This window comes from Flavobacterium rarum (SeqCode) (genome assembly GCF_965234445.1).
GTDB lineage: Bacteria > Bacteroidota > Bacteroidia > Flavobacteriales > Flavobacteriaceae > Flavobacterium > Flavobacterium rarum.
Window position 1 is genome coordinate 892,830 of the sequence record NZ_OZ248479.1, and the last position, 22,022, is coordinate 914,851.

Sequence of the window (22,022 nt, forward strand, 5' to 3'; positions counted from 1 at the left end):
TTACTTTTTTAATAAAAATAACAATGGAATATCCAAACGTTTCGCCCAAGCTACTTCCGAATGATTTTCTCCAGGGTAGAATTTGGTTTCCCAGTTTTTGTTGGTATATCCTTTGGCCTTCATTACAATATCTACTTTTTCTTGTAAAGGTTTGTACATTGCATCAAGTGTTTGATCTCCATGATCAAAATAAATTTTATGATCTTTTGGGTTCGGAAGATTTGCTTTTAAATAATTGGCAAAGGCTTCTGGAATTGGATTGTTACTGGCAGAAAACGTACCTGGCCAATGGGTTGACAGGCAAGCTGCACCGCCAAAAACTTTTGGGTATTCACAAATCGCGTACATAGAAATTAACCCGCCCATACTGGAACCCGCTATAAATGTGTTCTTTTGATCAGGTTTGGTGGAGAAATTTTTATCGACAAATGGCTTTAATTCGGATACCAAAAATTTTAAATATAAATCCGAATACGGTTTGAATATTTCTTTGGTTCGGCCCGCTTTTTGTAATTGAGCCGTAATGGTATCTTTTTGAATTTGAGTTAGGCTTTCGTAAGGTTTTTGTGGAAAATATTCGGGATGGCGTTTGGAACCATTATTCCAAATTCCAACCACTATGAATTTTTGGGTTTTACCTTCGGCTATTAATTTTCCTGCGATTTCATCAACTTCCCAAGCTTGTTTATTCCAAGTGCTTTCGGCATCATACAATGCTTGACCGTCATTCATGTATAAAACGGCATATTTTTCTTTGTTGGAATATCCGTCAGGTAACCAAATATCGATGTTACGGGCATCAAGCAGTTTGGATTGAAAATTTGTAAAGCGTTTTACTTTTCCAGAAGTGACTTTTACTTCTTGTGCGTTGGATAAAAAAGTAAACATGATTGAAATGAATAGGATTATGTTTTTGTTCATTTTGATAATTTTTAATTTATTTCAAGAATCAAAGCCGTTTTTGGGGCTATTTCTAAAGAGTTGTTGATCGATATTTCTGTATTGGTAATGATTTCTTTGGCTTTGAACACATTAGGGATCATTTGATGGTATTTATTCATATCCAGAGTAACTTTGTCTTTGTTTTTATTCAAAATCACCATAACTTTTTCTTTGTCATTGTATCTAAAATAAACGTAAACATCATTTTTTTCTGGAGCGTAATGGGTGAATTTTCCGTTATGAATGACAGTTGCATTTTTTCTCCAATTTAGTAAATTGCCCAAGTATTTTTGAGCTTCTAGTTCTTTGGGTTCCATTCCTTTTCCAGTAACTACATTTTTGGTGTCACCAGGCCAGCCACCATAAAAATCAGCTCGTCTCTGGCCATCATTACCTGATTTTTCGTTGGTAAACAATAATTCGGTTCCGTAATAAAATTGTGGAATTCCTCTCATTGTGCTGTGTAGTACCATGGCTATTTTCCAGTTATCAAAGTCTTTGTTCAACCTAGAATAAATACGATCCATATCGTGATTGTCTGGGAAAATTAATAAATTATTTGGATTTGGATATAGGTAATCTTGCCCCATTCCTTTATAGGATTCTTTCCAAGTAGATTCCCAATCATTTTTTGTAGTGAGGGATTTTACTAAGTTGTCTGTTAATGCAAAATCCATCAAAGTTGGTAAATAGCATTTATACCCATCAGTATTGATTTTGTCTTTTTGCCAATAGGCTGAAAGTTCTGTGACAGTGGTCATTTCTTCGCCAACGATATTGAAATTGGGATATTCATCCAAAATAGTTTTGGTCCATTTGGCTAAGAAATCTTTGTCTGCATAAGAGAAGGTGTCTTCTCTAAAACCGGATAGACCTGCATATTCTACCCACCAAATAGTATTTTGAATCAAGAAACTCGCCATTAAAGGGTTTCTCTGATTGAGATCTGGCATGGAAGTATCAAACCAGCCATCCGTATAATCAATTTTATCTTGTTCGGTTGCGTAAGGGTCTAACAAAGTTGATTTGATATGATTGGTACTTGTTTTGGTTTCCTGAAAATTAAGCCAGTCCTTGGTTGGTAAGTCTTTGACAAAATAATATTCAGAGCCACAGTGATTGAGAACCACATCCCAAATTACACCAATGTTTCTTTTCTTGGCTTCTTCAACCAATTTTTTGAATTGTTCATTGGTGCCATAACGGCTGTCTATTTTGTAAAAATCGGTAGCGGCATATCCGTGATAGGAATATTTTGACATATTGTTTTCTGCAAGCGGTGTGTTCCAAATTTGGGTATAGCCCAACGATTTTATGTAATCTAAATTGTTGATGATTCCTTGAATATCACCTCCATGTCTACCGCTTTCATCCGAGCGATTGGCTTTTTCTAAGCTTTCGAGAGTATTGTCATTTTTGGGATCTCCATTGGCAAAACGGTCGGGCATGATTAAGAGTATGGCATCTTTTGGAGAGAAACTAGCTCGGTTCGCACTATTGTTTTCTCTCGCCACTAATGGAAAATCTTTAATAACAATGGTTTTGTTGTTTTTTTTGAAACTTATTTTGGCAGTCCCAACAGCAGTTTCAGGGCTAATATTTATTGTTACAAATAAATAATTGGGGTTTACTGTCTTTTCAGTTTTTACAATTTTTACTCCTTGGTATTTTATTTCAGGTTCTAAATTCTGTATATCGGTTCCGTAAACCAAAAGTGTTATTTGGTTTAGTTTCATTCCGACCCACCAATTGGAGGGCTCTATTCGGTTGATTTGTGCATTTAAGCTATTGGAAATAACCAATAATAAGAGTGCTGTTTTTTTCATTTATATTGAATTTAGTCGTACGTAATTGGATTTAATTTTAGGATTGATTGTGATTTAAAAATTTGTTTTTAAAAAGAAACTTGTCTTAATACAGTTTGTCCAAAAGGAACCAAAACTATATTCTCTAATTGATTTGTGGTGGTATTTTTTAAGGTTACAGTTATTTTGTCATTTTCAAATTTTGCATTATTGTTTTCAATGTATTTGTATTTTGTGTTTTCTTTTGGGCTATAGGTTACGTCATAGAAATCACCGTTGTATGTTTTTCCTTTGTGTTCGGAAGCGGCAATCGATTTTGCAAAAACTTGAGCACCATAAGTGAAATATTTTTCATGGCTGGCATCTTCTTTTATAATGATTAACGCTTTGAATTCAATTTCAACTTGATCTTCTTTGCTGAATTTTCGATCCAAAACGATAAACCCATTTTCCTCAGTAAATTTCTCCATAGTTTCTATTTGTGTTGCCCAACTGGGTTTTCTAATTTTCATTTTAAAGTTACCATTTTTTGGATTGTAAATTTTAAATGTAAACTTATTTTTAAAAGGATATTCAGTGATTTCTTCAATTCGAATTGGCTTGTTGTCGATTGTTGTTTCAACTTTGTTTGGCGAAAGTATTGTAGCTACCAATGTATTATTTCCTTCTTTCATCCATGATTTTTCTAAAAAATACGGTGTAATTCTTCCCGCATTTGGATTGCAGCAAACGGCAACATCTTGGTGAGCTGGTGAATATTTATAGCGAGTTTGTTTGCGGTCGGGTTCTATTTCTCCATTTTTGGTTCCCAACATTTCAAATGAGTTATCCGTTTTGAGGTAAGCAATACAAGAGTGTTTGGGGTCGCGGCTTCCTTGAGCTGCGTTGTAAAAGATCGTTTCGATTGCATCGGCGGTTTTTGCTTGACCGCTTTTTTGTAATAAAACGGTATAACTATCAAGTAATTCGTGTAAAGAACAATATTCATAGCCGGTATGTGTCGCATTTGCATTTCTTTCTGCAATCCATTCATCGCCAATTGGGCCACCAGTTAAGGTTGTTGCATTTTCAATTCTTTGCGTATAAATTGACAAGGCATTTTTCAATTCTGAATTTTTGGTTGCGTATGTGGCTACTATCAGAGGGCGCAGATGCTCAAATGTATGTACGCCATGCGATTGTAATTTATAATTTGGATTTAGAATATTGGCTAATTGGACATCTTTTTCGGATTGATACGTTTTGGAGAAATCTAAATACAGAAACAAAGAATAATCCACGTATTTTTTGTCTCCAGTAATCTGATACATTTTGTCTAATACATCTGTAAATGTTAGCCCATGCGAAACACCGCCGTTGAATTTTTCACCTGATGAAAAGGGACTCGAGGTATTTATCGGATAGTTTTGCATCACATTTTCAACAGCTTTAACTAATGCATTCCAAACTTTTTCGTCTTCAGAATATTCGTAATAGGCGAGCAGTCCACGGTACAATGTAGTTTTTGACCATAGTTCTCCGTTTTCGGAATTGAATTTATAACGCAATTCAGGATCGTAAATACCCAAATAGCCATCGGAATCTTGAGTAGCCAATGTACGGTAAATATAATTTTTTACTTTTTCTATACCCACTTTATCATTAAGCAGTATTACATTACGGATGTAACCATCCCACCAATTGGATTGGGTTTCACTGTTCCACCACATATATTGCTCACTTCCATCGGCATCGCCTTCTTTTAGATTACCTAAATCTTTTGATTTACTGTGTTTTTGTAGTCTTCCTGAACCATAAATGGGATCATTTATTAAGTCCGGAACCAATTGGTCCAAATTACCCACAAATCCATTTACGTCTTTCTGCATTTGGTCTTTTATCCAGCCAGTTGGTTTTATGCTTCCAAAAGGCATTACCTGATATTTTTCTATTTCTTTTTCTTGAGCATTCATAAAACTCAGGCTAAGTAAATTGATGATTAATAATAGATGTCTCATTTTTGAATGATTTTAACCAAAATTAATTTTTTTGAATTGCTTTTAATAAGTTGAAATTATTAAATTATAGTACTATATTCAATGGTATTGATTATTTTTATTGCTTTATTGTAAATATAGTATATGAAACCAGTTTTAGAAGATATTAATTACCATCAGGGATCAGCTAGTTTTCATGTCTATCGATTTCAAATTCCTTTTTTTGAGTTTAAATGGCATTATCACCCAGAATTTGAATTGACCTATATTATAAAAGGAAATGGGTATCGATTGATTGGAAATAGTCATGAGACTTTTGGAGATGGAGATTTGGTTTTGTCAGGTTCCTATTTGCCACATACTTGGGTTGGAAAATCGAGTGATAATAAGGATTTTGATGCGCTTGTGATACAGTTTTCCAAGGTTTTTATCTCCCATTTTTTAGCGTTTGAAGAGAGTAATGCATTAAAAAAGTTGCTGGAACAATCTAAAAAAGGCTTGTTTTTTCCTGCTGAAAATTTGGTATTGAAAGCTGATTTAATAAAATTAGTACATTCAAAAGGTTTTAATCGAATTGTTGATTTTATGAATATTCTGAATCAATTAACAGTATGTGAGCAAAAAGTTTTATGTTCGAATCATTTGCAAACGGTTCAAACTGCTGAAAGTGAAAACAGAATCAATAAAGTTTGTGTTTTTTTGGAAAATAATTTTGCCGAACCGATATCATTGAAACAAGTTGCAGATTTGATTCATTTGACGGAAAGTAATTTTTGTAATTTTTTTAAAAAAGCTACAGGCAAAACTTTTTCTGATTATTTGAATGCTATTCGGATAAATACAAGCTGTCAATTATTATTACAAACCGATAATCCTATAAATACAATTGCTTTTGAATGCGGATTTGAAACCTTAAGTTATTTCAATCGGGTTTTTTTGAAGAAAAAAGGGATGACACCAAAGGCATTTAGGAAAATGATCTTTGAATAAAACTTTTTTGTTGGTAAAGTTGATATTGCATGAGGGATAGCAGTAAGTTACCGAAGTAACACGGATAGCCCGACCGCGTTGCGTAAAGTGGCTGGATGAGCGGTATCCATATTTAGCCACTTTGCGTAATGGGGTCATGCCCAAATTATTATTTTACCTTTTTAATGAAAAATGACCTTTGGCTTCTCGGCCGTCTTCTAGTTTTATAGTGTACCAATAATCATCTGAAGGCATAGGATTACCAATAAAAGTCCCGTCCCAGCCGTCACTTGAGGCAAGAACTTGTTTGATTAGTTTGCCATAGCGATCATAAATTAATATTTGTGCTTTTGAATTTAACGTTTCATTTGCTCCTTTTATGTTCCAATAATCATTGTGACCATCGTTGTTTGGTGTGAAAAATCTTGGTATTCCTAGAACAGCAATGGTTTTTGTCAAGGTGCCACAACCGTTTTTATCATGTATGTAAATTTCGTGAATCCCCGGTGAGATGTTGTTGAAGAAATTGGATTCCTGAAAAGGACCGTTGGGCAAATCAATACTGTATTCATAATTTCCCTGACCAGAGACGCTGATCGTAACGGTATTGGCCTCGGATAAATCGGAGATGGAAACCGAATCGAGATGAGCAATATCCGATGCCGTTACGGATATTGTTCTGGTTCTGTCACAGCTTTTTGGAGTAGATACAATTACGGTGTATATTCCTTCTTCATTAACATCCAGAATTTCTTTTGTTTCTCCCGGAATGATCTTACCATCTTTTGTCCAAGTATAATTATAATTACTAGCAGGAGTATTGCCTATAAGTCCAGCATCGAGTTTGACAAAAAAGCTAGGTAAATTAGAACAGACTAATTCGTCATCATTTTTACTGTCGTTAATATCAATATTCGGTTTTGGATTTACTGTTAGAGTGATGTAAGCTCCCAATCCGAAGCAGGCATTATCAAGATTACTCTCCACTCGTACCCAAATATCCTGTTGGTTGGGAGTGGTGTTTCTATAATTGGCAGGGTTTGAAATTGCATTGATTTCAGCTAAAGCATCGGCTTCGTTGGCATAGTATTTTATAATGTAGTTTGTTGTAGGAGCTGGGAGTAGCGTTTGAATATCAGTAGTAACACTGCTAAAATCGAAAGTAGCAATGCCATCTTTATCATCATTAATGGCGTCGATATAATCATCACAAATCGTATCAAAATTTCTTTTGAAACTAGGATTGATTTGTGTGGTGGAAACGATAAGATTGATTTGACTCACACTAAAACAACCGTTTGCATTTTCTGCTCTTGTCCAAATACTTGTATTGGGAGTTGTAAAAGCAATAGGATTTGGAATAAGTGTAGCTGTATCTTTATTATTTGCTCCAGCCAATGTAGTGTAATATGTAAAAGTCTCATTTGTAGAATTTGCCGAAATAAAACTGTTTTTCTCGGTTACATTAAAGATAGAAATTCCATCAGTGTCATCATCACATTGTATAATTGAAATCGGGGAAGATAAAATAGGCAAAGCAAGAATGGTCAATGTAGCGGGTACCGAAGTCAATCCACATGCATTGTTTGTTTTATTCAGAAGTGCACGATACTGATAGCTATTCATTGTAGCTATTGTGTTAATTAGCAAAGTTGCGGATGTGGCACCTGAGTAAATTGAATTGTTTGTTACCGTATTCCAATTGTTTCCACCATCTGTTGATAATTGCCATTGAAAGCCATCTGCATTGGATTCTATGCTGATATTTGCTTTTTGCAATTCACAAGTAGAAAGATTTTGGGGTTGTTTGCTGATAAGTATTGGATTGAAAATTATATAGTTGCCGTTTGGAAAGGTATAACCATCCGTTTTGGAGGTTACAAGACCGTTTGCATTAACAACAACTGGAATGATTCCCAACTGACCGTCAAAATTGGGGTCGGTAAATCCTGCTTCATTAACATCATTACAAGCATCATTATCACTGTCTAATTCGGTGTGGTTTTTTATTCCATCGGCATCAGTATCTGCAACAATGTAGTTTAAAATTCTACTCTCTGGAGTTGTTTCTATTGCATCTGCTAAACCGTTGTTACCATAAATAGTTGTGTCTAAAACTCCGTTTTTATTAGCGTCTAAGGCATTACTTCCAGATTCTACTAGATCGTAAATACCATCATTGTCACTGTCAAGATCGAGATAATCGGGTACTCCATCTAAATCCGAATCATTTGGATTTGTTGCTGGTTCAAAAATGGTATCAAGTCCGTCAAGATTGGTATCAGTATTGGATAATGCTTTTGGATTTTTTTGACTTTCTATACCATCTGGAACTCCGTCATTGTCACTGTCTAAATCCAATTGATCCGGAATAGTATCTCCATCTGTATCTTTTGGTATACAAGTAGCTATAAGTTTAAAAGTTCCTTTATTTCCTGCTGTGTCTAGAAGGTTTTTGTGTGTAATTTTGAATGTTTTGGTTTGGAAAGATTGAAATTTGAAAGTCCCTGTGCCAGCAATTAAAGGAGTATTTCCATTTAAACGGAATCGAATTTCGAATGAAGAAAATTGAGTAACACCACTTTCATAAACGCCATCATAATTGGTGTCAACCAATAGTTGATTGGTAGGGTTTAAAACGGTTACCGTTTTGTCTATATCAGTATTGACGATGTATTCTGAATCAGTATTTAATAAATCTGTTGTCAATGCATTTGTTGGATATTCTAAGCTAAGATTTAAGGGTTTGGCAAAATTCAAATTATAAGCTACCGAAGATCCTTTTCCAGTTAAAACTTCAGTTACAAAACTTCCGTCAATATTTCCTGTAAAAGGGGTGAGAGCTGATGGAGAAGTACTGGATGTAACTCCGGTGAAAGTATTAGAATAAGTTCCATTGGCTACAACACCCGAATTTGAATTACTGGTATTTAAGTCCTGATTGCCAAAAGATTCAGTGCAATTTAGAATGCCGTCATTGTCGTAATCGATATCAATATTGTCATTGGCTAAATCATTATCATAATTTGAAGGGCATTCGCTTACCGGAATTTTATCCGAGAAAATATCACTTACACAACCCGATATGCTTCCTTTTACTTGATAAAAACCAGGAAGGGTTGGGGTATAGGAGTTCGTTGTTGCAAAAGGAATTATTACATCATCTTTGTACCATTGAAAAGTATCATACGATGATAATGTATTAATCTTTAAGACTACGTTTGGAATACAAGAGGAATTACCTATAGTTATTTTGTCTGAAACTATTTCGGGTTTCAAATCAAAACCAGAATAATAGCCTCCATAAGTGGCCGCACCATTGGTTCCGAAATAGGACACATACACTTGTTTGGTCGATTTTACGGCTATATTTCCAGACAATCCATTAACAGTATATCGAACAAAATCGGGGTTTCCTGTAATATCAGTTGGAGAAGAGCTAATAGGATTATTGTTTAACAAAACGGTGGCTCCAGCTTCGGTCACTATATTTAAAATTCCGTTAAAATTATTATTACCAATAAACTCTATCAATGGAATATTATCAACAGTATTGGGTGTTGAGCAATTTATAGGCGGTACAAAAAACATATTTTGGTTGGCTGGAGAATTGGATCCTGCAATGCATTGGTAGGCAAATATTTTTTCATTTGCCGTTACATAAAGATTTCCATTAATGAATTGGCTTCCATCAATAGCTACATATTCGCCTTGATTGAGCGTTTTAAAAGGTGTTCCATTACTTCCATTAAGGAAGATTTGGGTGTTGTCTACATGAGCAACCAAAATAACTTTTTCCAATTCATCGGTTCCAATTCCCTTAACAAAAACATATTCTTTTCCTGTTTTTTCAAGAGCAACAATTTGGTCAAAACCGACATCTCTTCCTATAGGAATCATTGAACCTCCATTTGGATTTATTCCCAACTCTGAACTGTTGCTTCCGCCAAATGACCCCGAATTGACAACAACAGGTCGGTCTGAAGTGACCAATGCTCCAATTATTTTGGAACTATTTGAAAAAGGACTACCATCATTATAGTTTTGTAATGCCAGTATATAACTTTCGTTTTTATCTAATGTAATGTTTATTGGACCAGAAACAATTGTACCATCCAAAAGTCTGGTGCCGTTTTGAAGGTTTGAAAGTGTAATTTTAGTTCCGTTTTCGGTAGAAAGTATGGTAGCAAAATTCAATAAAGTTGTATCGAAAAGTGGATTTAACATAGCTCCTAGCCTAAAAGTAGTTCCCAATGCACTATTTCCTTTAGAAACTAATCCTCCAGCGTGATTATAACCTCCATTATTATTTAAACCAGCATTGACTCTAGCACTTACATAGATTAAATCTTCTGCTTCAATAATGTATCCTTTGTTGGTTACAATTCCGGTATTTGTTGTAAAAAGTTGGGTGTTATTTCCAGCTCCAATATCAAAACGGTAGGGAGTGTTTTTATTTACACTTCCACTGATGACACTACCTCCATTGGCAATTATCTTAAAATTTACATTTACAATACTTGGAGTAGAAATATACAAATATTGGTCTTCAACCAATCCAGGAGCCGAAATTAATGGTGGTATATAATGTGTTTTACTAAATTGAGCAAAACCGTTTATGGTAAATAGTAAAATAAATACGAAGCGTAAAGATGTTTTCATAGGTTTGGTTAATAGCTATTGTATGAATTAGATAGCAAAACCAAAAATAAGTTTAATTTAACAATTTAGTGTGTTTTTTTTAAATTATTAAATCTGCTTTATTTAGATAAAGATATTTTTTCTTTTTGTATAATTATGGAGCAATTTCAATTTCAAATTAAAATAAGAAGGCTTTAGTCTAATAAATGAATGTATTTTTTAGACACAGTGTAAACAGATGTTTTTTCAAAATCACAGGTAAAATCATTTTAATCCTTTAAATCTCTGGCAAAATAATTTAAAATCATTATGACTATCCCCAGAGTATACCGAGTATTTTTTTTTCACCAAAGATTTCAAAGATTTCCACTGATTGAATTCGTAGTAATTAAAAAAATCTGTGTGAATCTTTTTAATCTGTGGCCAACTTTATTTATTTGGTATTAGTTACGGACTGTCATCATAATCAATATGTTTTTTAGAACATAGCCAAAATGTATTATCTTTTCAATGAAAAATGACCTTTTATAGTTTTTCCATCTTCAAATGAAATCACAAACCAATAATCATCTGACGGTAAATCTTTTTCAGTATAAGTGCCATTCCATCCCGAGTTTGATGCGTTAAGTTGTTTTAGTAATTTGCCATATCGATCAAAAATACTTATGGATGATTTGGGAAGTATTTCTAAGTTTTTGATTTTCCATGTATCATTAATTCCATCATTATTTGGGGTAAAAAAACGCGAATAATCCAATACATACACTTTGTAAGGGGTTGAAATACCACAACCGTTTTTGTCCCTAGCAGTTGCCCAATAAATTCCTGGATTTAAACCAGTAAAAACTGGATTGTCTTGATAAAAAGTGCCATCTAATGAAAATTCGTAATCTCCATTGCCAGTATAAAAAATGGTAAGCGAGTTGTTTGCACCAGAGAAATCAGCGACAGTAACATTGGTTATTGTAGCAATTCCTGAAGGATTTACAATGAATTTTTTTGTTTTTTGACACCCTTTTGAATTAGTTACAGTAGTCAAATATTCGCCGGAAATCGAAACGTTTAAGGTATTTGTTGTAGCTCCATTGCTCCATAAATAACTCGAAAATCCTGTATCCACTTTTAGATCTGCATTTGCTCCATCACACAAAGAAACTATTTCGTCTTGAAAATTTATAGGATCAAAAGTATTAATAATTAAAGTTTCGGGTATAATTTTGAAGCAGTCGGGACCATTTACAATTCGGGCATAAATAATTTGCTGCTTTGGAGTGGTATTGGTAAAATTATTCGGCAATTTGTTTTTTTGTACAATGGCATCTGTTTGATTTAGATAATATTCAACTGTCATTCCATTCGGTAGTCCGCTAATAACTTGAGGTGTTACTTGTGAATTTAAATCAAATTGTGTAATTCCATCTTGGAATGTATCAGTATCACAACTTTCTATTGGGTTTTGTATTGCAACAGTGTTATTGGCTGTTTTTAGATCCAATTTTGCGAAGCCTGTACACCCAAAAGCATTGACTGCTCTTGCGTAAAGCGTTTCATTTTGAACTGAATTAGTATAGTTTGTTGGGATTAAAATTGGATTTGTTTCATTTTGAGCATCGGGAAGGGTTTTAAAATAGGTGAATTTTACTATTTTGAGGTCGTTATTTTTGATAATGGCATCCATTTTGGTTAAATCGTAAACAGTAATCCCATCTGAATTATCATCGCATTGAAAAAGAGTTGCGTCTATTAATACAATTTGGGGAGCATATTCGATTTTTATTTCATCTTCTGCAAAACAGGAGGGAGAGAAATTAACTCTAACTTTGTATGTTCCGCCATCTACAACTGTAAGTGTTGGATTTGTTTCTCCAATAATTGCGGTTGTTGAACCATCTTTAAACCATTCATACGTATAATTTGCAGGGAGTTTTGTGTCAATAGTAAAGGAGTCTCCAAAACAAATAGGGTTACTTGTAGTAGTTGATCGATCCAAACCAAGGTCAATACTTGCCGAAAAACTCCCCTTTTCCAAAAATATAGCTGAATCATAGAGATTATTATCATCATCGGCAATAACTAATTTTATGTGATATGTTTTGCCGATTATTACATCAGTACTTGCATTTAGTTTTACAATTTGCCCGCTATAATTTACAGGACTAGAAGCGGAATTATATCCATTGAAATAGGATTCATTTATGGCAGGGCAACCTTTACGTAAAGTGTTTTGACTATCAATATAATCATTTATTAAAGGATGTACATTTTTTGAAGATACTGGTGTGGTTGTTCCAGGCAAAACTGCAATGTTTTTGTAATTTGCGGAGCTTCCTTTTTCTTTAATTAAAAAAGCAAAACCATCCGAATATTCGCAAGGAAAATAAGTTTGGTATTCGTTGGAAGCAAAAAGGTAATTAAAATTTATAGACGTAGTTAAAGGAACAAAGTCAAATTCTAGTACGGTAGCATTGATACTGTTAATTCCCAGGGCCTGATCCAAATCGGAATCTCCTTTCCAAGAATCGTTACCTCCACCTTTGTCACTAACAAAAGGGCCTATTGCATTTCTACTTGTTGATGTACACAATAAAACGCCTTCGGTAAAAGGAAAATTACTGCCATTTGCATTAAAATAGCCATAGCTATTTTCACCAGAAGTAAAAGTATCTCCTGTTGCAATACTATTTGAGATACTAGCACAACTACTTTTTACCAAAACATTCTCAACAAGGTCTTGTGCAGATCGATAATCTTCTACGGTTATAACTTGAGCATTTAAGATACTCAAGTTAAAAGTAAGAATAATCAGTATTAATAAATTAGAAGGCTTCATAGCAACAAATATACTATAAATCTCTGTTTTTTAATATGCGATAGGATAAGAATAAGAAAACCACTGTCCAACATAACACAATTACAACAGCAGAAAAAGGGACACTATAATCTTTAAGGTTTTCGACTCCCATTTGAGTGCCAATAGATTTAATAACAGATAATCTTGAGATCGGTTCAACTATTAAATTGGACATTGCATTCAATGGGAAAAATTGTGTAATGTATCCGGCAGTCTTGCCTTCTGGAAAAATTTGAAAGTTCAAAATTCCATTTGCAATAGCTTCAATAATATTCCATACTAATAGAAAACCCAATGCAAATGCAGATCGTTTTACCAATATGCCTAAGAACAAACAGAAAGAGAAAAATCCAACGAGTTTTACAAAAAAGGCAAAAATATATTCCAAATCGGTAAATACAATACCAATTTCTGTATAAGATGAAAAACTATATCCTAGAATTAATGTCATTATAAAAACAAATACTGTAGAACAAATGGCAAACAATAGAATGGTAACAAACTTAGAAAGGATAAATTCTTTTTTGCTCAATCCGTCAATTAAGTTTTGTTTTAATGTTCCGTAACTGTATTCATTGGCCATCATGGATACAATAACTATTGCCAAAAAGAGTTTTAAAACAGCAGCAGCATAAGTGTTAAAATGCCAAATATATGGAAAATTGAATATTCCCATCTCGGCAACTTGAAAATGGATGTTGCCAATATCAAATTTGATAGAAGCTATCAAGGCAATAAAGGATAATAAAATAAAATAGGTCAAAGTTAATACACGACTGGCTTTGTTTAACCATATTTTTTGTATTTCTATAGAGAGTAATCGTTTCATTTTTAAATTTTAGAGTTTAAATTTCAGATTTTAGATTTAACATTGCAATTGTCATTGAGTTTTGAATTGGTTCCCCCATTTTGGAGTTAGGGAGCAGTTAATTCCAAAAATTGCTCTTCCAAGCTGTTTTTACGCTTTACCAAGTGACTCAAGCAGATATTTTTTGAAAACAAAAACTGGTTTAAATCTTTTGAATCCAATTTGGATTTTAAATAAACAATGACTTTCCCTTCGGTTAATGTGGTTTTTTCGACTGCAGGATGCGTATTTAGTACTTGAATTAAATTATCAATATCATCAGCTTGCAATTCAAAAAAACCTTCATTTGCCGATATTCCATCTACTAAACCCGAATAAAGAATTTCTCCTTTTCGTAAAACTAAAACATGCGAACATACCTTTTCTACTTCATCAAGCAAATGAGAGGCTAATAAAATAGTAGTTCCTTTTGCTGCTATTTGTTTTATAATATCTCGTATTTGGTGAATACCTTGAGGGTCCAAACCATTTGTAGGTTCATCAAGAATCAAAATTTCAGGGTCGTTTAATAGAGCAGAAGCTATGGCCAATCGTTGTTTCATCCCAAGAGAAAAAGTGCTGAATTTGCTGTCTTTTCTGTCGTTTAAACCTACGAGTTCTAGTTTTTCTGGTATTTTGGAATAGTTGATGTTTTTTATTTTACAAACCAATTTCAGGTTTTCCTGAGCGGTCATGTAAGGATAAAAGTTAGGTCTTTCTATAATAGCACCTACTTTTTTTAAAGCTTCATGAGTTTGCAGATTACCGCCAAACCAACTGTATTCTCCAGCTGTTTTGTTAACTACGTTGAGTACAATGCCTAGCGTAGTTGATTTTCCGCTACCATTTGGTCCAAGAATACCATAAACATTGCCTTTTTTTATTTCAAATGAAACATTTTTTAAAGCTTGAAGACTGCCATAACGTTTGTTTAGGTTATGTATAGAAAGAATTGTTTCCAAATTGGTTGATTTTTAATTTTTAGTATGACGAATAAAATAGCTATTTGTTACTGTAAATTAAAAATAGATTGGTGTTATCTGAATTTGGGTGTCATTTATTTATCGCTTAAATATATTTTAAAAGTGGAGCCAACACCTTCCTTACTCTCTACTTCAATTTTACCTCCCATTGCTTCAATTTGATTTTTGGTAATAAAAAGCCCAATTCCTAAAGCATCTGTATTACCATGAAAAGTTTTATACATACCAAAAATTTTATTTCCGTTTTTTTCTAAATTTACACCTAATCCATTGTCTTGAAATGAAATAACAATGTAGGGTTCTTCTATTTCGCAGCTAATTTTTAAATAAGATTTTTGGTTTTTGGATTTATATTTGATTGCATTGGAAAGCAAATTCAACAAGATGCTATCCAGATAAGCAGGAATGACCCTAACACTTAGCTTTTCTGGTATGTTGTTAATAATATTGATTTGACTCTTTTTAATGGTCAAATTCAATGCATTATTTGTTTTGTCAATTTCTTCTTTTAAAAAGACTTTTGTTTTTTTAATATTCGAATTTTGTTGAATAGAGACAATCTCGTTTAAGTAATGTATTGTTTCTTCTAATTTTTCTGTTGCCCCTTTAAACATTTCTAAATATTTTTGTTTTTCCTTGGGGTCTTCTTCTTTTTCAATTACATCAATAAGCATTGTTAAATTACTGGAATTAGAACGAATGTTGTGGGATACAATATGCGAAAAATTAAGAAGCCTATTGTTTTGATCAATAGTCAAATTAAGAAGTCGATTGAGTTCGATTTCTTTCTCTTTTCTTTGTGTTATATCTCTTCCTACACCAACAAAATTCCGTATTTTATTTTCATTATCAAATATAGGGGTGATATTCAATTCAAACCAATACTCTTCTTTTTTTTGGTTGTAATTTAATATAGTTGTGTAGAAACATTTTTTAGCGAGAATGGCTTCTTTGATGCTATTTGTAGTTTTAATATCTGTATTCTTTCCTTTAGACAAATAACCAGGTTTGTGTCCAATTACTTGGTCTATAGTAAGTCCTGTTAAGTTAAGATATGCTTTATTTGCCCAAAGAGCAATTCCTTCTGCATCAGCTATTACTACGGTGTCTGTAGTCTCAGATGCAGAAAGCAATAACATTTGCATTCTTTCTTCAATATTTTTTTTTTCGCTAATGTCTTTAAAAAAGGAAACTAAATAGATTTTATTTTCTATTTGAAATTTCTTTCCTGAGGCCATTTCAACAGGGATTAAATTTCCATTTTTGGTTTTTAAAAATGTATCTTGAACTATATATACACCTTCATCAGTATGTTGATGCAGAAATGATCTAATTTCCTTCCAGTTTTTTTGAGGGAAAAGTAATGATTTATGATTTCCAATTAATTCCGAAACACTATATCCTGTTAGTTCGGTTAATCTAGAATTACAATCCGTAATGATTCCGTTTGAATAATCTATTATTAAAATTGCATCATTTGAACTGGAAAATACGGTATATAATTTGTTTATATTAAGGTGAAGTTCATTAATTAAACTTTGTTCTTTTGTAATATCTTGAAAAGTGCCTCTTATTTTAATGATTTCCTCATTCTTGTAAACAATTTGACCACTTATTTCTACAAAGCGATTGTTTTTTTTTGCAGTGTTAATCTCAAATGTTTCTTTAAAAGGGATTCCTTTTTGGATTGCATTTTCAAGAAGCTTTTTAATTTTTTTTCTGATAGGTCCTTCATGATAGAATTGAATTCCATTTTCTATAGTAGGTACAAAATCGTGGTCTACCTCATGAATTGATTTAGTAACATCATCCCAATAAACTTCTTTGGTTAATATATTAATTTCCCAAAGACCAATTTTAGCATATTTTGCAGCTTCAATATAATGCAATAACTTGATTTTCATAAATTACAAGTATCTTATTTTTTAATATTTAGATGATTGTTTACACTCAAATATAATGTATATTTTTGAAAATTCAATTTTTTAGGGTTTAATATTTATGGATTTTCAATTGGCTCCATTCTGAAAAGTTAATAAAATTGAAGATATTTATAAGTAATTAAATAAAAAATCCACAAATATAATTCAGCTTCAATATTATTTATTGTAATATTCTTGAGGTTATTTAATGTAAATTTGTATTAAAATATACCAAAAATGAGTGAGCAACCTCTAATGTTTTTTAAAAAACCTTGTTATCCAATCAATAGTTCGTTGATGAATTATTTGGAACGATTTGATCTCGTTTCAAAAGAGCCTATTATGTATGACGATCTTTTGCGATTTTCTGGTGCAATAAGTGTTTTTGACAAAAATGATCAAGATACCTTGTGGATAAGGGTTTATTATAATGAATATGAAAGAGATGAAATTGATTTGAATCTAAAAAAAGTGTATTCATTATTGTATTCTGATGGGAATACAGACATTCTTAAATTTTTGAATGTTGACGCCATCGATTATTGTACTTTTGGAAATTCGAAGCCTTTTCGAATCAAAGTGCGAAATATTCTAAATGACAATTACACTTATTTTTATATTAAAAAAGCTGATGCCTCTAGAGTTTATGGTTTGGAATTAGAGCATTTATTATCCCCATACAAAATCAATTTTTTAGTATTTAAAGACACATTGATTGAAGAGCATATTACAGGAATTCCAGGAGATGTATTTATGCATTCTTTGTTGAGTAAATGTACTGAAATTGAAAAAGCTCAAATTGCCAAAGAGTTTGTAAAGTTTAATGAACGTTGCATGATCCGTCTATTAGGAGATATGCGTTCCTATAATTATGTTGTTATTCCTATTCACGATTTTGATCAAGTGGTCTACAAAATTAGAGCAATAGATTTTGATCAACAATGTTATGAAGGGAATTTTAAAGTGTATCGACCTCAGTTTTTTAAAGAAAATTATCCGATGGTAAAAATTGTAAAGGAAAAGTTACAAGATAAATCTATTGAGCAATACAAAAATGAAGAGCGTTCCTCATTGGCTAAACGAATAAATTCTGCTGAAAATAGAATAAAGATATTAATGAAGATTATGGGAAATGACGAAATATCAACAGAAGAAAATTTAAACCAACTTAAAATGGAATTGTATCGCTATACAAACGATATCAATTTTAAAGCTGCAAAATCAATGGGCAATGTCTTAAGTTCTGCGTTTGAATTTGTAACTAGAAATTTTAATAGTACTAATGTATTCAGACCAGGATTTTAAAAGTAATTGTCTAATTAAATTGTGGAGAGTTGCTTTCTTGTATAATGATTCAATAAAGTTTCATTTATTTCTTTTAGTTCTGGCGTAAGAAATGTTTTTCTATCCTGCAAATCATTTGTTAATTCAATTTGGCAACAAGTGCATTTGTATTCTTTAAAATGCCCCGTTACATTTCTGACAGTCACTATTTTGTGACCAAAAATGGAGCAAGCAGTCTTTTTATCTACAAATTTTGACATAAAATCTAAAAAGCTCATAGTGTGGTATTTAAAATTTTGACAAACATATGTTATAATATTATTTTTCGCAAATAAAACCGATGAAATACACATATTTATACAAAAAAGAAATAAAATACCTACTTTTCGTGAATTATTTAAAAAAAAACCCAACTACCTAAGCAGTTGGGGATTGTAAATATTTTTTTTAATAATTAATTCTAGGTCACTTTGAAATGAACACTCAAAAAATGAACACTGAATATTAATTTTTCTCTTCTTTATTGAAGTAAACCAAATAATAATACATTTGTTTTTCTTCATCCCAACCTTTTTCTACAAATTTTTCTGCACTTTCAGGATTGATGAAATCCATTTTTATTTGGATATGAGTGTCCAAATTAATTACGTTTTTAATAGATTTTCTTGCATCACTCACAGCAGCATTGGCAATTGGGAAAGAGGTTACATCTTCAATACTGTATTTCTCACCTTTATCAACTTTGTAGTTTTTAAATTCCGGAATTAAATCGGGATTATCCAATACTTCATTCAAGAAATTAGTTTCTTCAAACTGATCGTTTTTAGCAAAATAATTAACTGAACGGTTCATAAACATTACCTCTTCTTTTTTGTCTTCGGCAGGGAAAACAACATCTTTGGCAAAGTTTTGACAGAATTTCAAGTATTTTTTGGTAATGAAATTTTCATCTTCAAAAGCATCTACTGATAAAAAATGCTCCAACCAATATCTCGCGTCGTAACGATTACTATCTACAGACAAGATTTTGTATCCTTCTTCTTTTTTATAATTAAAGATCAAACAACCTTTGTCTAGTTTGTTTAAACTTACTCCGTGCTGCAAAATCATTTCCAATTGTGTTCCTTTTTCTTCAAACTGTAAAAAGTCTGCTTGGATTTCGCTTTTAAAAATTCCAATAGCATCAACAATATTATTATCAATACTTACATTGGTCAAATAAGTTACATATACCTCGCCATTTTTTATGTGGGGATGATTCGATTGCTCAAATAAATGTTTCGTAATCTTTTTTGAAGCTTCGTGTAAACAAGCTGGATTTGCAAAAATTTCGGTTGCAAATTTAAACATATCATTATAGTCCAAATCTACTTCGTGTGCAAACTGAAAGTAGTTCTCTTCTTTTTCTTTAAACGATTTAAAGAAAAATTCTTTCATCAACGGCACAATTTCATCATTTAATTTAAATGGTTCTTCTGACAAAAAAAGAGGTTCATTGCGACTGATGTTCCCTACACGATGTATTGAAAGGGTTTCGATGTGGGTGTTGTATAGGTTTATCATCTAGGATGTTTAAATTGTTTAATTTTGTTTAATTTTGTTTGAATTGTTTAAAACAGTTTGAGGTCTAAAAGTTTAAAATTATTCAATATGTTTAAATATGTTTAAATTGTTTAAAGCTGTTTTTAAGGGTTAAAAGTTTAAAATTATTGATTTATAAAGGTTTAAAATTGTTTAAAATGAGTTAACCAATAAACTTTGTTCCTTTAAAATCATTTTTATTTAGGTAAGTAATGAAGTTAAGTATTTTTATACTTAGTTTTTCACATTCAAAAATTAAATGGTTTAAATGTACTTCATTTATATATTCATTGTCAAAAACTCGATACAATTGAGAGCGAGTTTCTCCAGCTGAGCCTTTTGCAATAGATAAAAACTGTCGAAATTCGGCATTTCCATTTCTTTCAAAACCCTCTGCAATATTATCCATAACCGAACCTGAGGAACCTTTAATTTGTTCTTTGAGTTTAAAATCTCTGTTTAATTCGGTGTTTTTGGATATTAAAATAATTTCTTTTGATAGTTTTCTAGCATCTTGCCAAATTTCTAAATCTTCAAATCTTTTTATTGTAGCCATCAAGAAACCATTTTAAACTTAATTGAAAAACTTTAAACTTAATTTCGTTTTCAAACTATTTAAACTGAATTAAACAATTTTAAACTTTTAAACAAATTATGGAATCTAATTCCAATTATCTTCTTGTCCGTAGTCTTCAAAACTATCGTCTCCTTCAAACATATCAAGATCATCTTCGTCTAAATCGTCTTCAAATTCACCATAGATGTCATCATGCATATCGGCTTCGAAGTTTTTTTCCAATGCTTCGTCTGGCATTTCTCCGTGCGAAAAAATAGTTTCTGGATACATATTTCCAGCTACTTGTTCTTCAACAGCTGCCAATTCTACAAGAAAAGTCCACATGTTTATAAAATCATAAACATAAATAATTTTGGTATTTTCTTGATCTAATAGGTCAACTAGTTTGTAATCACTCATTGTTTTTTGCTCCCCAGGGATATCTCCTGTATCAAACATAGGGATCTCTTCTTCTTGATTCCAAGTTTCATCACAAGTATAGAAAGATGCTACTTCCATTCCGTCAAAACCGAAAGAATTGAATATTGCATTGTGTAAATCTTCTAAAGTATCTTCTGCAAGTATTGCAATGTCTCTAAAAATGTCTTCCTCGGCATCTAGAATAACTCTGAATTTGTAAACCATAATCTTTATTTTTAATGAAAGAGCAAATGTAAAGTATAATTTTAGATTTTATATGTTGATAATTATTGTTTTTTTATCGGTCATATGTAATTCGCATGTCATCATAGCTATTTGTTTCAAATTCATTGCGATGCTCATTTCAGATTTAGGAATTGGGATTTGTTAAAAAGATTCTATCAGATTTCATAAAACTCTATAGGTAAGTCATCTGGGTCGCTAGTAAAGAAAAATCTTTTTTTAGTGAATGTATCTATTCTTATATCTTCAGCCGCGCATCCTTGTTCTACAATATATTTTCTGGTTTCCTGAATGTCATTTACTTCAAAAGCCAAATGACGTAAACCCGCTGCTTCAGGACTCGAAACGCGTTTTGGCGGATTTTTGAAGGAGAATAACTCTATGATAAAGTTACCGTTGAGTGCCATATCTAGTTTATACGAATCTCGATCCTCGCGGTAGATTTCTTGAATGATTGACAGACCTAAAATATCGATATAGAAATGCTTTGATCTGGAATAATCAGCACAAATTAGTGCAATGTGGTGTACTTTGTTTAGTTTAATCATTGTAAATAGGTCATGTTAGGTAAATTGGCATCTGGATTTTGTTCTAATACTTTGCTGTGTAACTTCTCAATTAATTTTTTAGTGTTCTCGACAGAATTGATTCTAAAGAGAAAAAGCACTTCATTTTCATCATCTACATGTTGCCAAATATGTTCCAGATACATTTCTTATGTAGCATGAAAAGCTTTGTCTTTTTCTAAAATTCCTTTTATAGTTTCAAAAGGACCATTTCGTTTTAGTACATGACAAAAATATATTTCACTGAAATTAAGCAAAATAAACAATAATTAATTTGTAAAAAAGACCGATATTTCGTACATTATAGAATTATTACCACATAATTTTTATAATGAAAAATACCAGTCTTGAGGGCAAAGATACAGAGCTTATTTCGGTTTTACAAGGTCATTTCAAGGGAGAATTCAATTTAGCAAGGGTCAAGCTCATATGTTTA

The 22,022-nt window shown here is 32.2% G+C and carries 16 protein-coding genes; 2 read left to right on the top strand and 14 right to left on the bottom strand.

What is annotated here, in order from left to right:
- The 3 genes from AC8GF4_RS03720 to AC8GF4_RS03730 all read right to left on the bottom strand — a co-directional run bounded on the left by AC8GF4_RS03720 (nt 1) and on the right by AC8GF4_RS03730 (nt 4,744).
- Nucleotides 1-921, bottom strand: a complete 921-nt coding sequence (locus tag AC8GF4_RS03720) for an alpha/beta hydrolase (protein WP_506592781.1) — start codon at nt 919-921, stop codon at nt 1-3.
- A gap of 11 nt (nt 922-932) precedes the next feature.
- Nucleotides 933-2,768 carry a glycoside hydrolase family 13 protein gene (locus AC8GF4_RS03725; RefSeq protein ID WP_506592782.1) on the bottom strand — a complete coding sequence of 612 codons (1,836 nt, stop codon included), beginning with the start codon at nt 2,766-2,768 and terminating at the stop codon, nt 933-935.
- A gap of 68 nt (nt 2,769-2,836) precedes the next feature.
- Nucleotides 2,837-4,744 (bottom strand): beta-L-arabinofuranosidase domain-containing protein, encoded by a 1,908-nt coding sequence (locus AC8GF4_RS03730; RefSeq protein WP_506592783.1) that lies wholly within the window; start codon nt 4,742-4,744, stop codon nt 2,837-2,839.
- Nucleotides 4,745-4,867: 123 nt separating this feature from the next.
- Here AC8GF4_RS03730 and AC8GF4_RS03735 point away from each other — a divergent pair, with 123 nt between their 5' ends.
- A complete protein-coding gene (locus AC8GF4_RS03735) occupies nt 4,868-5,713 on the top strand; it encodes an AraC family transcriptional regulator (protein ID WP_506592784.1) in 846 nt (281 codons plus the stop codon).
- A gap of 153 nt (nt 5,714-5,866) precedes the next feature.
- On the opposite strand, the gene AC8GF4_RS03740 is transcribed toward AC8GF4_RS03735, so the two are convergent.
- The 5 genes from AC8GF4_RS03740 to AC8GF4_RS03760 form a co-directional block, all read right to left on the bottom strand.
- Nucleotides 5,867-10,354: an FIDD domain-containing protein gene (locus AC8GF4_RS03740; RefSeq protein WP_506592785.1), complete on the bottom strand. Its 4,488-nt coding sequence runs from the start codon at nt 10,352-10,354 to the stop codon at nt 5,867-5,869.
- A 478-nt stretch (nt 10,355-10,832) separates the two neighbouring features.
- Nucleotides 10,833-13,163 (bottom strand): T9SS type B sorting domain-containing protein, encoded by a 2,331-nt coding sequence (locus tag AC8GF4_RS03745; RefSeq protein ID WP_506592786.1) that lies wholly within the window; start codon nt 13,161-13,163, stop codon nt 10,833-10,835.
- A gap of 13 nt (nt 13,164-13,176) precedes the next feature.
- Nucleotides 13,177-14,013: an ABC transporter permease gene (locus AC8GF4_RS03750; protein ID WP_506592787.1), complete on the bottom strand. Its 837-nt coding sequence runs from the start codon at nt 14,011-14,013 to the stop codon at nt 13,177-13,179.
- Nucleotides 14,014-14,099: 86 nt separating this feature from the next.
- Nucleotides 14,100-14,993, bottom strand: coding sequence for an ABC transporter ATP-binding protein (locus AC8GF4_RS03755; protein ID WP_506592788.1), 894 nt, complete (start codon nt 14,991-14,993; stop codon nt 14,100-14,102).
- Between the two features lie 95 nt (nt 14,994-15,088).
- Nucleotides 15,089-16,918, bottom strand: coding sequence for a PAS domain-containing sensor histidine kinase (locus tag AC8GF4_RS03760; RefSeq protein WP_506592789.1), 1,830 nt, complete (start codon nt 16,916-16,918; stop codon nt 15,089-15,091).
- A 255-nt stretch (nt 16,919-17,173) separates the two neighbouring features.
- On the opposite strand from AC8GF4_RS03760, the gene AC8GF4_RS03765 reads away from it, so the two are divergent.
- Nucleotides 17,174-18,241 (top strand): hypothetical protein, encoded by a 1,068-nt coding sequence (locus AC8GF4_RS03765; RefSeq protein ID WP_506592791.1) that lies wholly within the window; start codon nt 17,174-17,176, stop codon nt 18,239-18,241.
- Nucleotides 18,242-18,255: 14 nt separating this feature from the next.
- Here AC8GF4_RS03765 and AC8GF4_RS03770 read toward each other — a convergent pair whose 3' ends face one another.
- The 6 genes from AC8GF4_RS03770 to AC8GF4_RS03795 form a co-directional block, all read right to left on the bottom strand.
- Complete coding sequence (locus AC8GF4_RS03770) at nt 18,256-18,498, bottom strand: DUF1660 family phage protein (RefSeq protein WP_506592792.1); 243 nt, start codon at nt 18,496-18,498, stop codon at nt 18,256-18,258.
- A 226-nt stretch (nt 18,499-18,724) separates the two neighbouring features.
- A complete protein-coding gene (locus AC8GF4_RS03775; protein ID WP_506592794.1) occupies nt 18,725-19,783 on the bottom strand; it encodes a nucleoid-associated protein in 1,059 nt (352 codons plus the stop codon).
- Nucleotides 19,784-19,964: 181 nt separating this feature from the next.
- Complete coding sequence (locus AC8GF4_RS03780; protein ID WP_506592795.1) at nt 19,965-20,357, bottom strand: four helix bundle protein; 393 nt, start codon at nt 20,355-20,357, stop codon at nt 19,965-19,967.
- A 105-nt stretch (nt 20,358-20,462) separates the two neighbouring features.
- Entirely contained in the window at nt 20,463-21,002 is a 540-nt protein-coding gene (locus AC8GF4_RS03785; RefSeq protein WP_506592796.1) for an IS1096 element passenger TnpR family protein, read from the bottom strand.
- A 176-nt stretch (nt 21,003-21,178) separates the two neighbouring features.
- Nucleotides 21,179-21,568 (bottom strand): SMU1112c/YaeR family gloxylase I-like metalloprotein, encoded by a 390-nt coding sequence (gloA2, locus tag AC8GF4_RS03790; protein WP_506592798.1) that lies wholly within the window; start codon nt 21,566-21,568, stop codon nt 21,179-21,181.
- Nucleotides 21,565-21,732: a hypothetical protein gene (locus tag AC8GF4_RS03795; protein WP_506592800.1), complete on the bottom strand. Its 168-nt coding sequence runs from the start codon at nt 21,730-21,732 to the stop codon at nt 21,565-21,567. The genes gloA2 and AC8GF4_RS03795 overlap by 4 nt, the downstream gene beginning before the upstream one ends.
- Between the last annotated feature and the right edge of the window lie 290 nt (nt 21,733-22,022).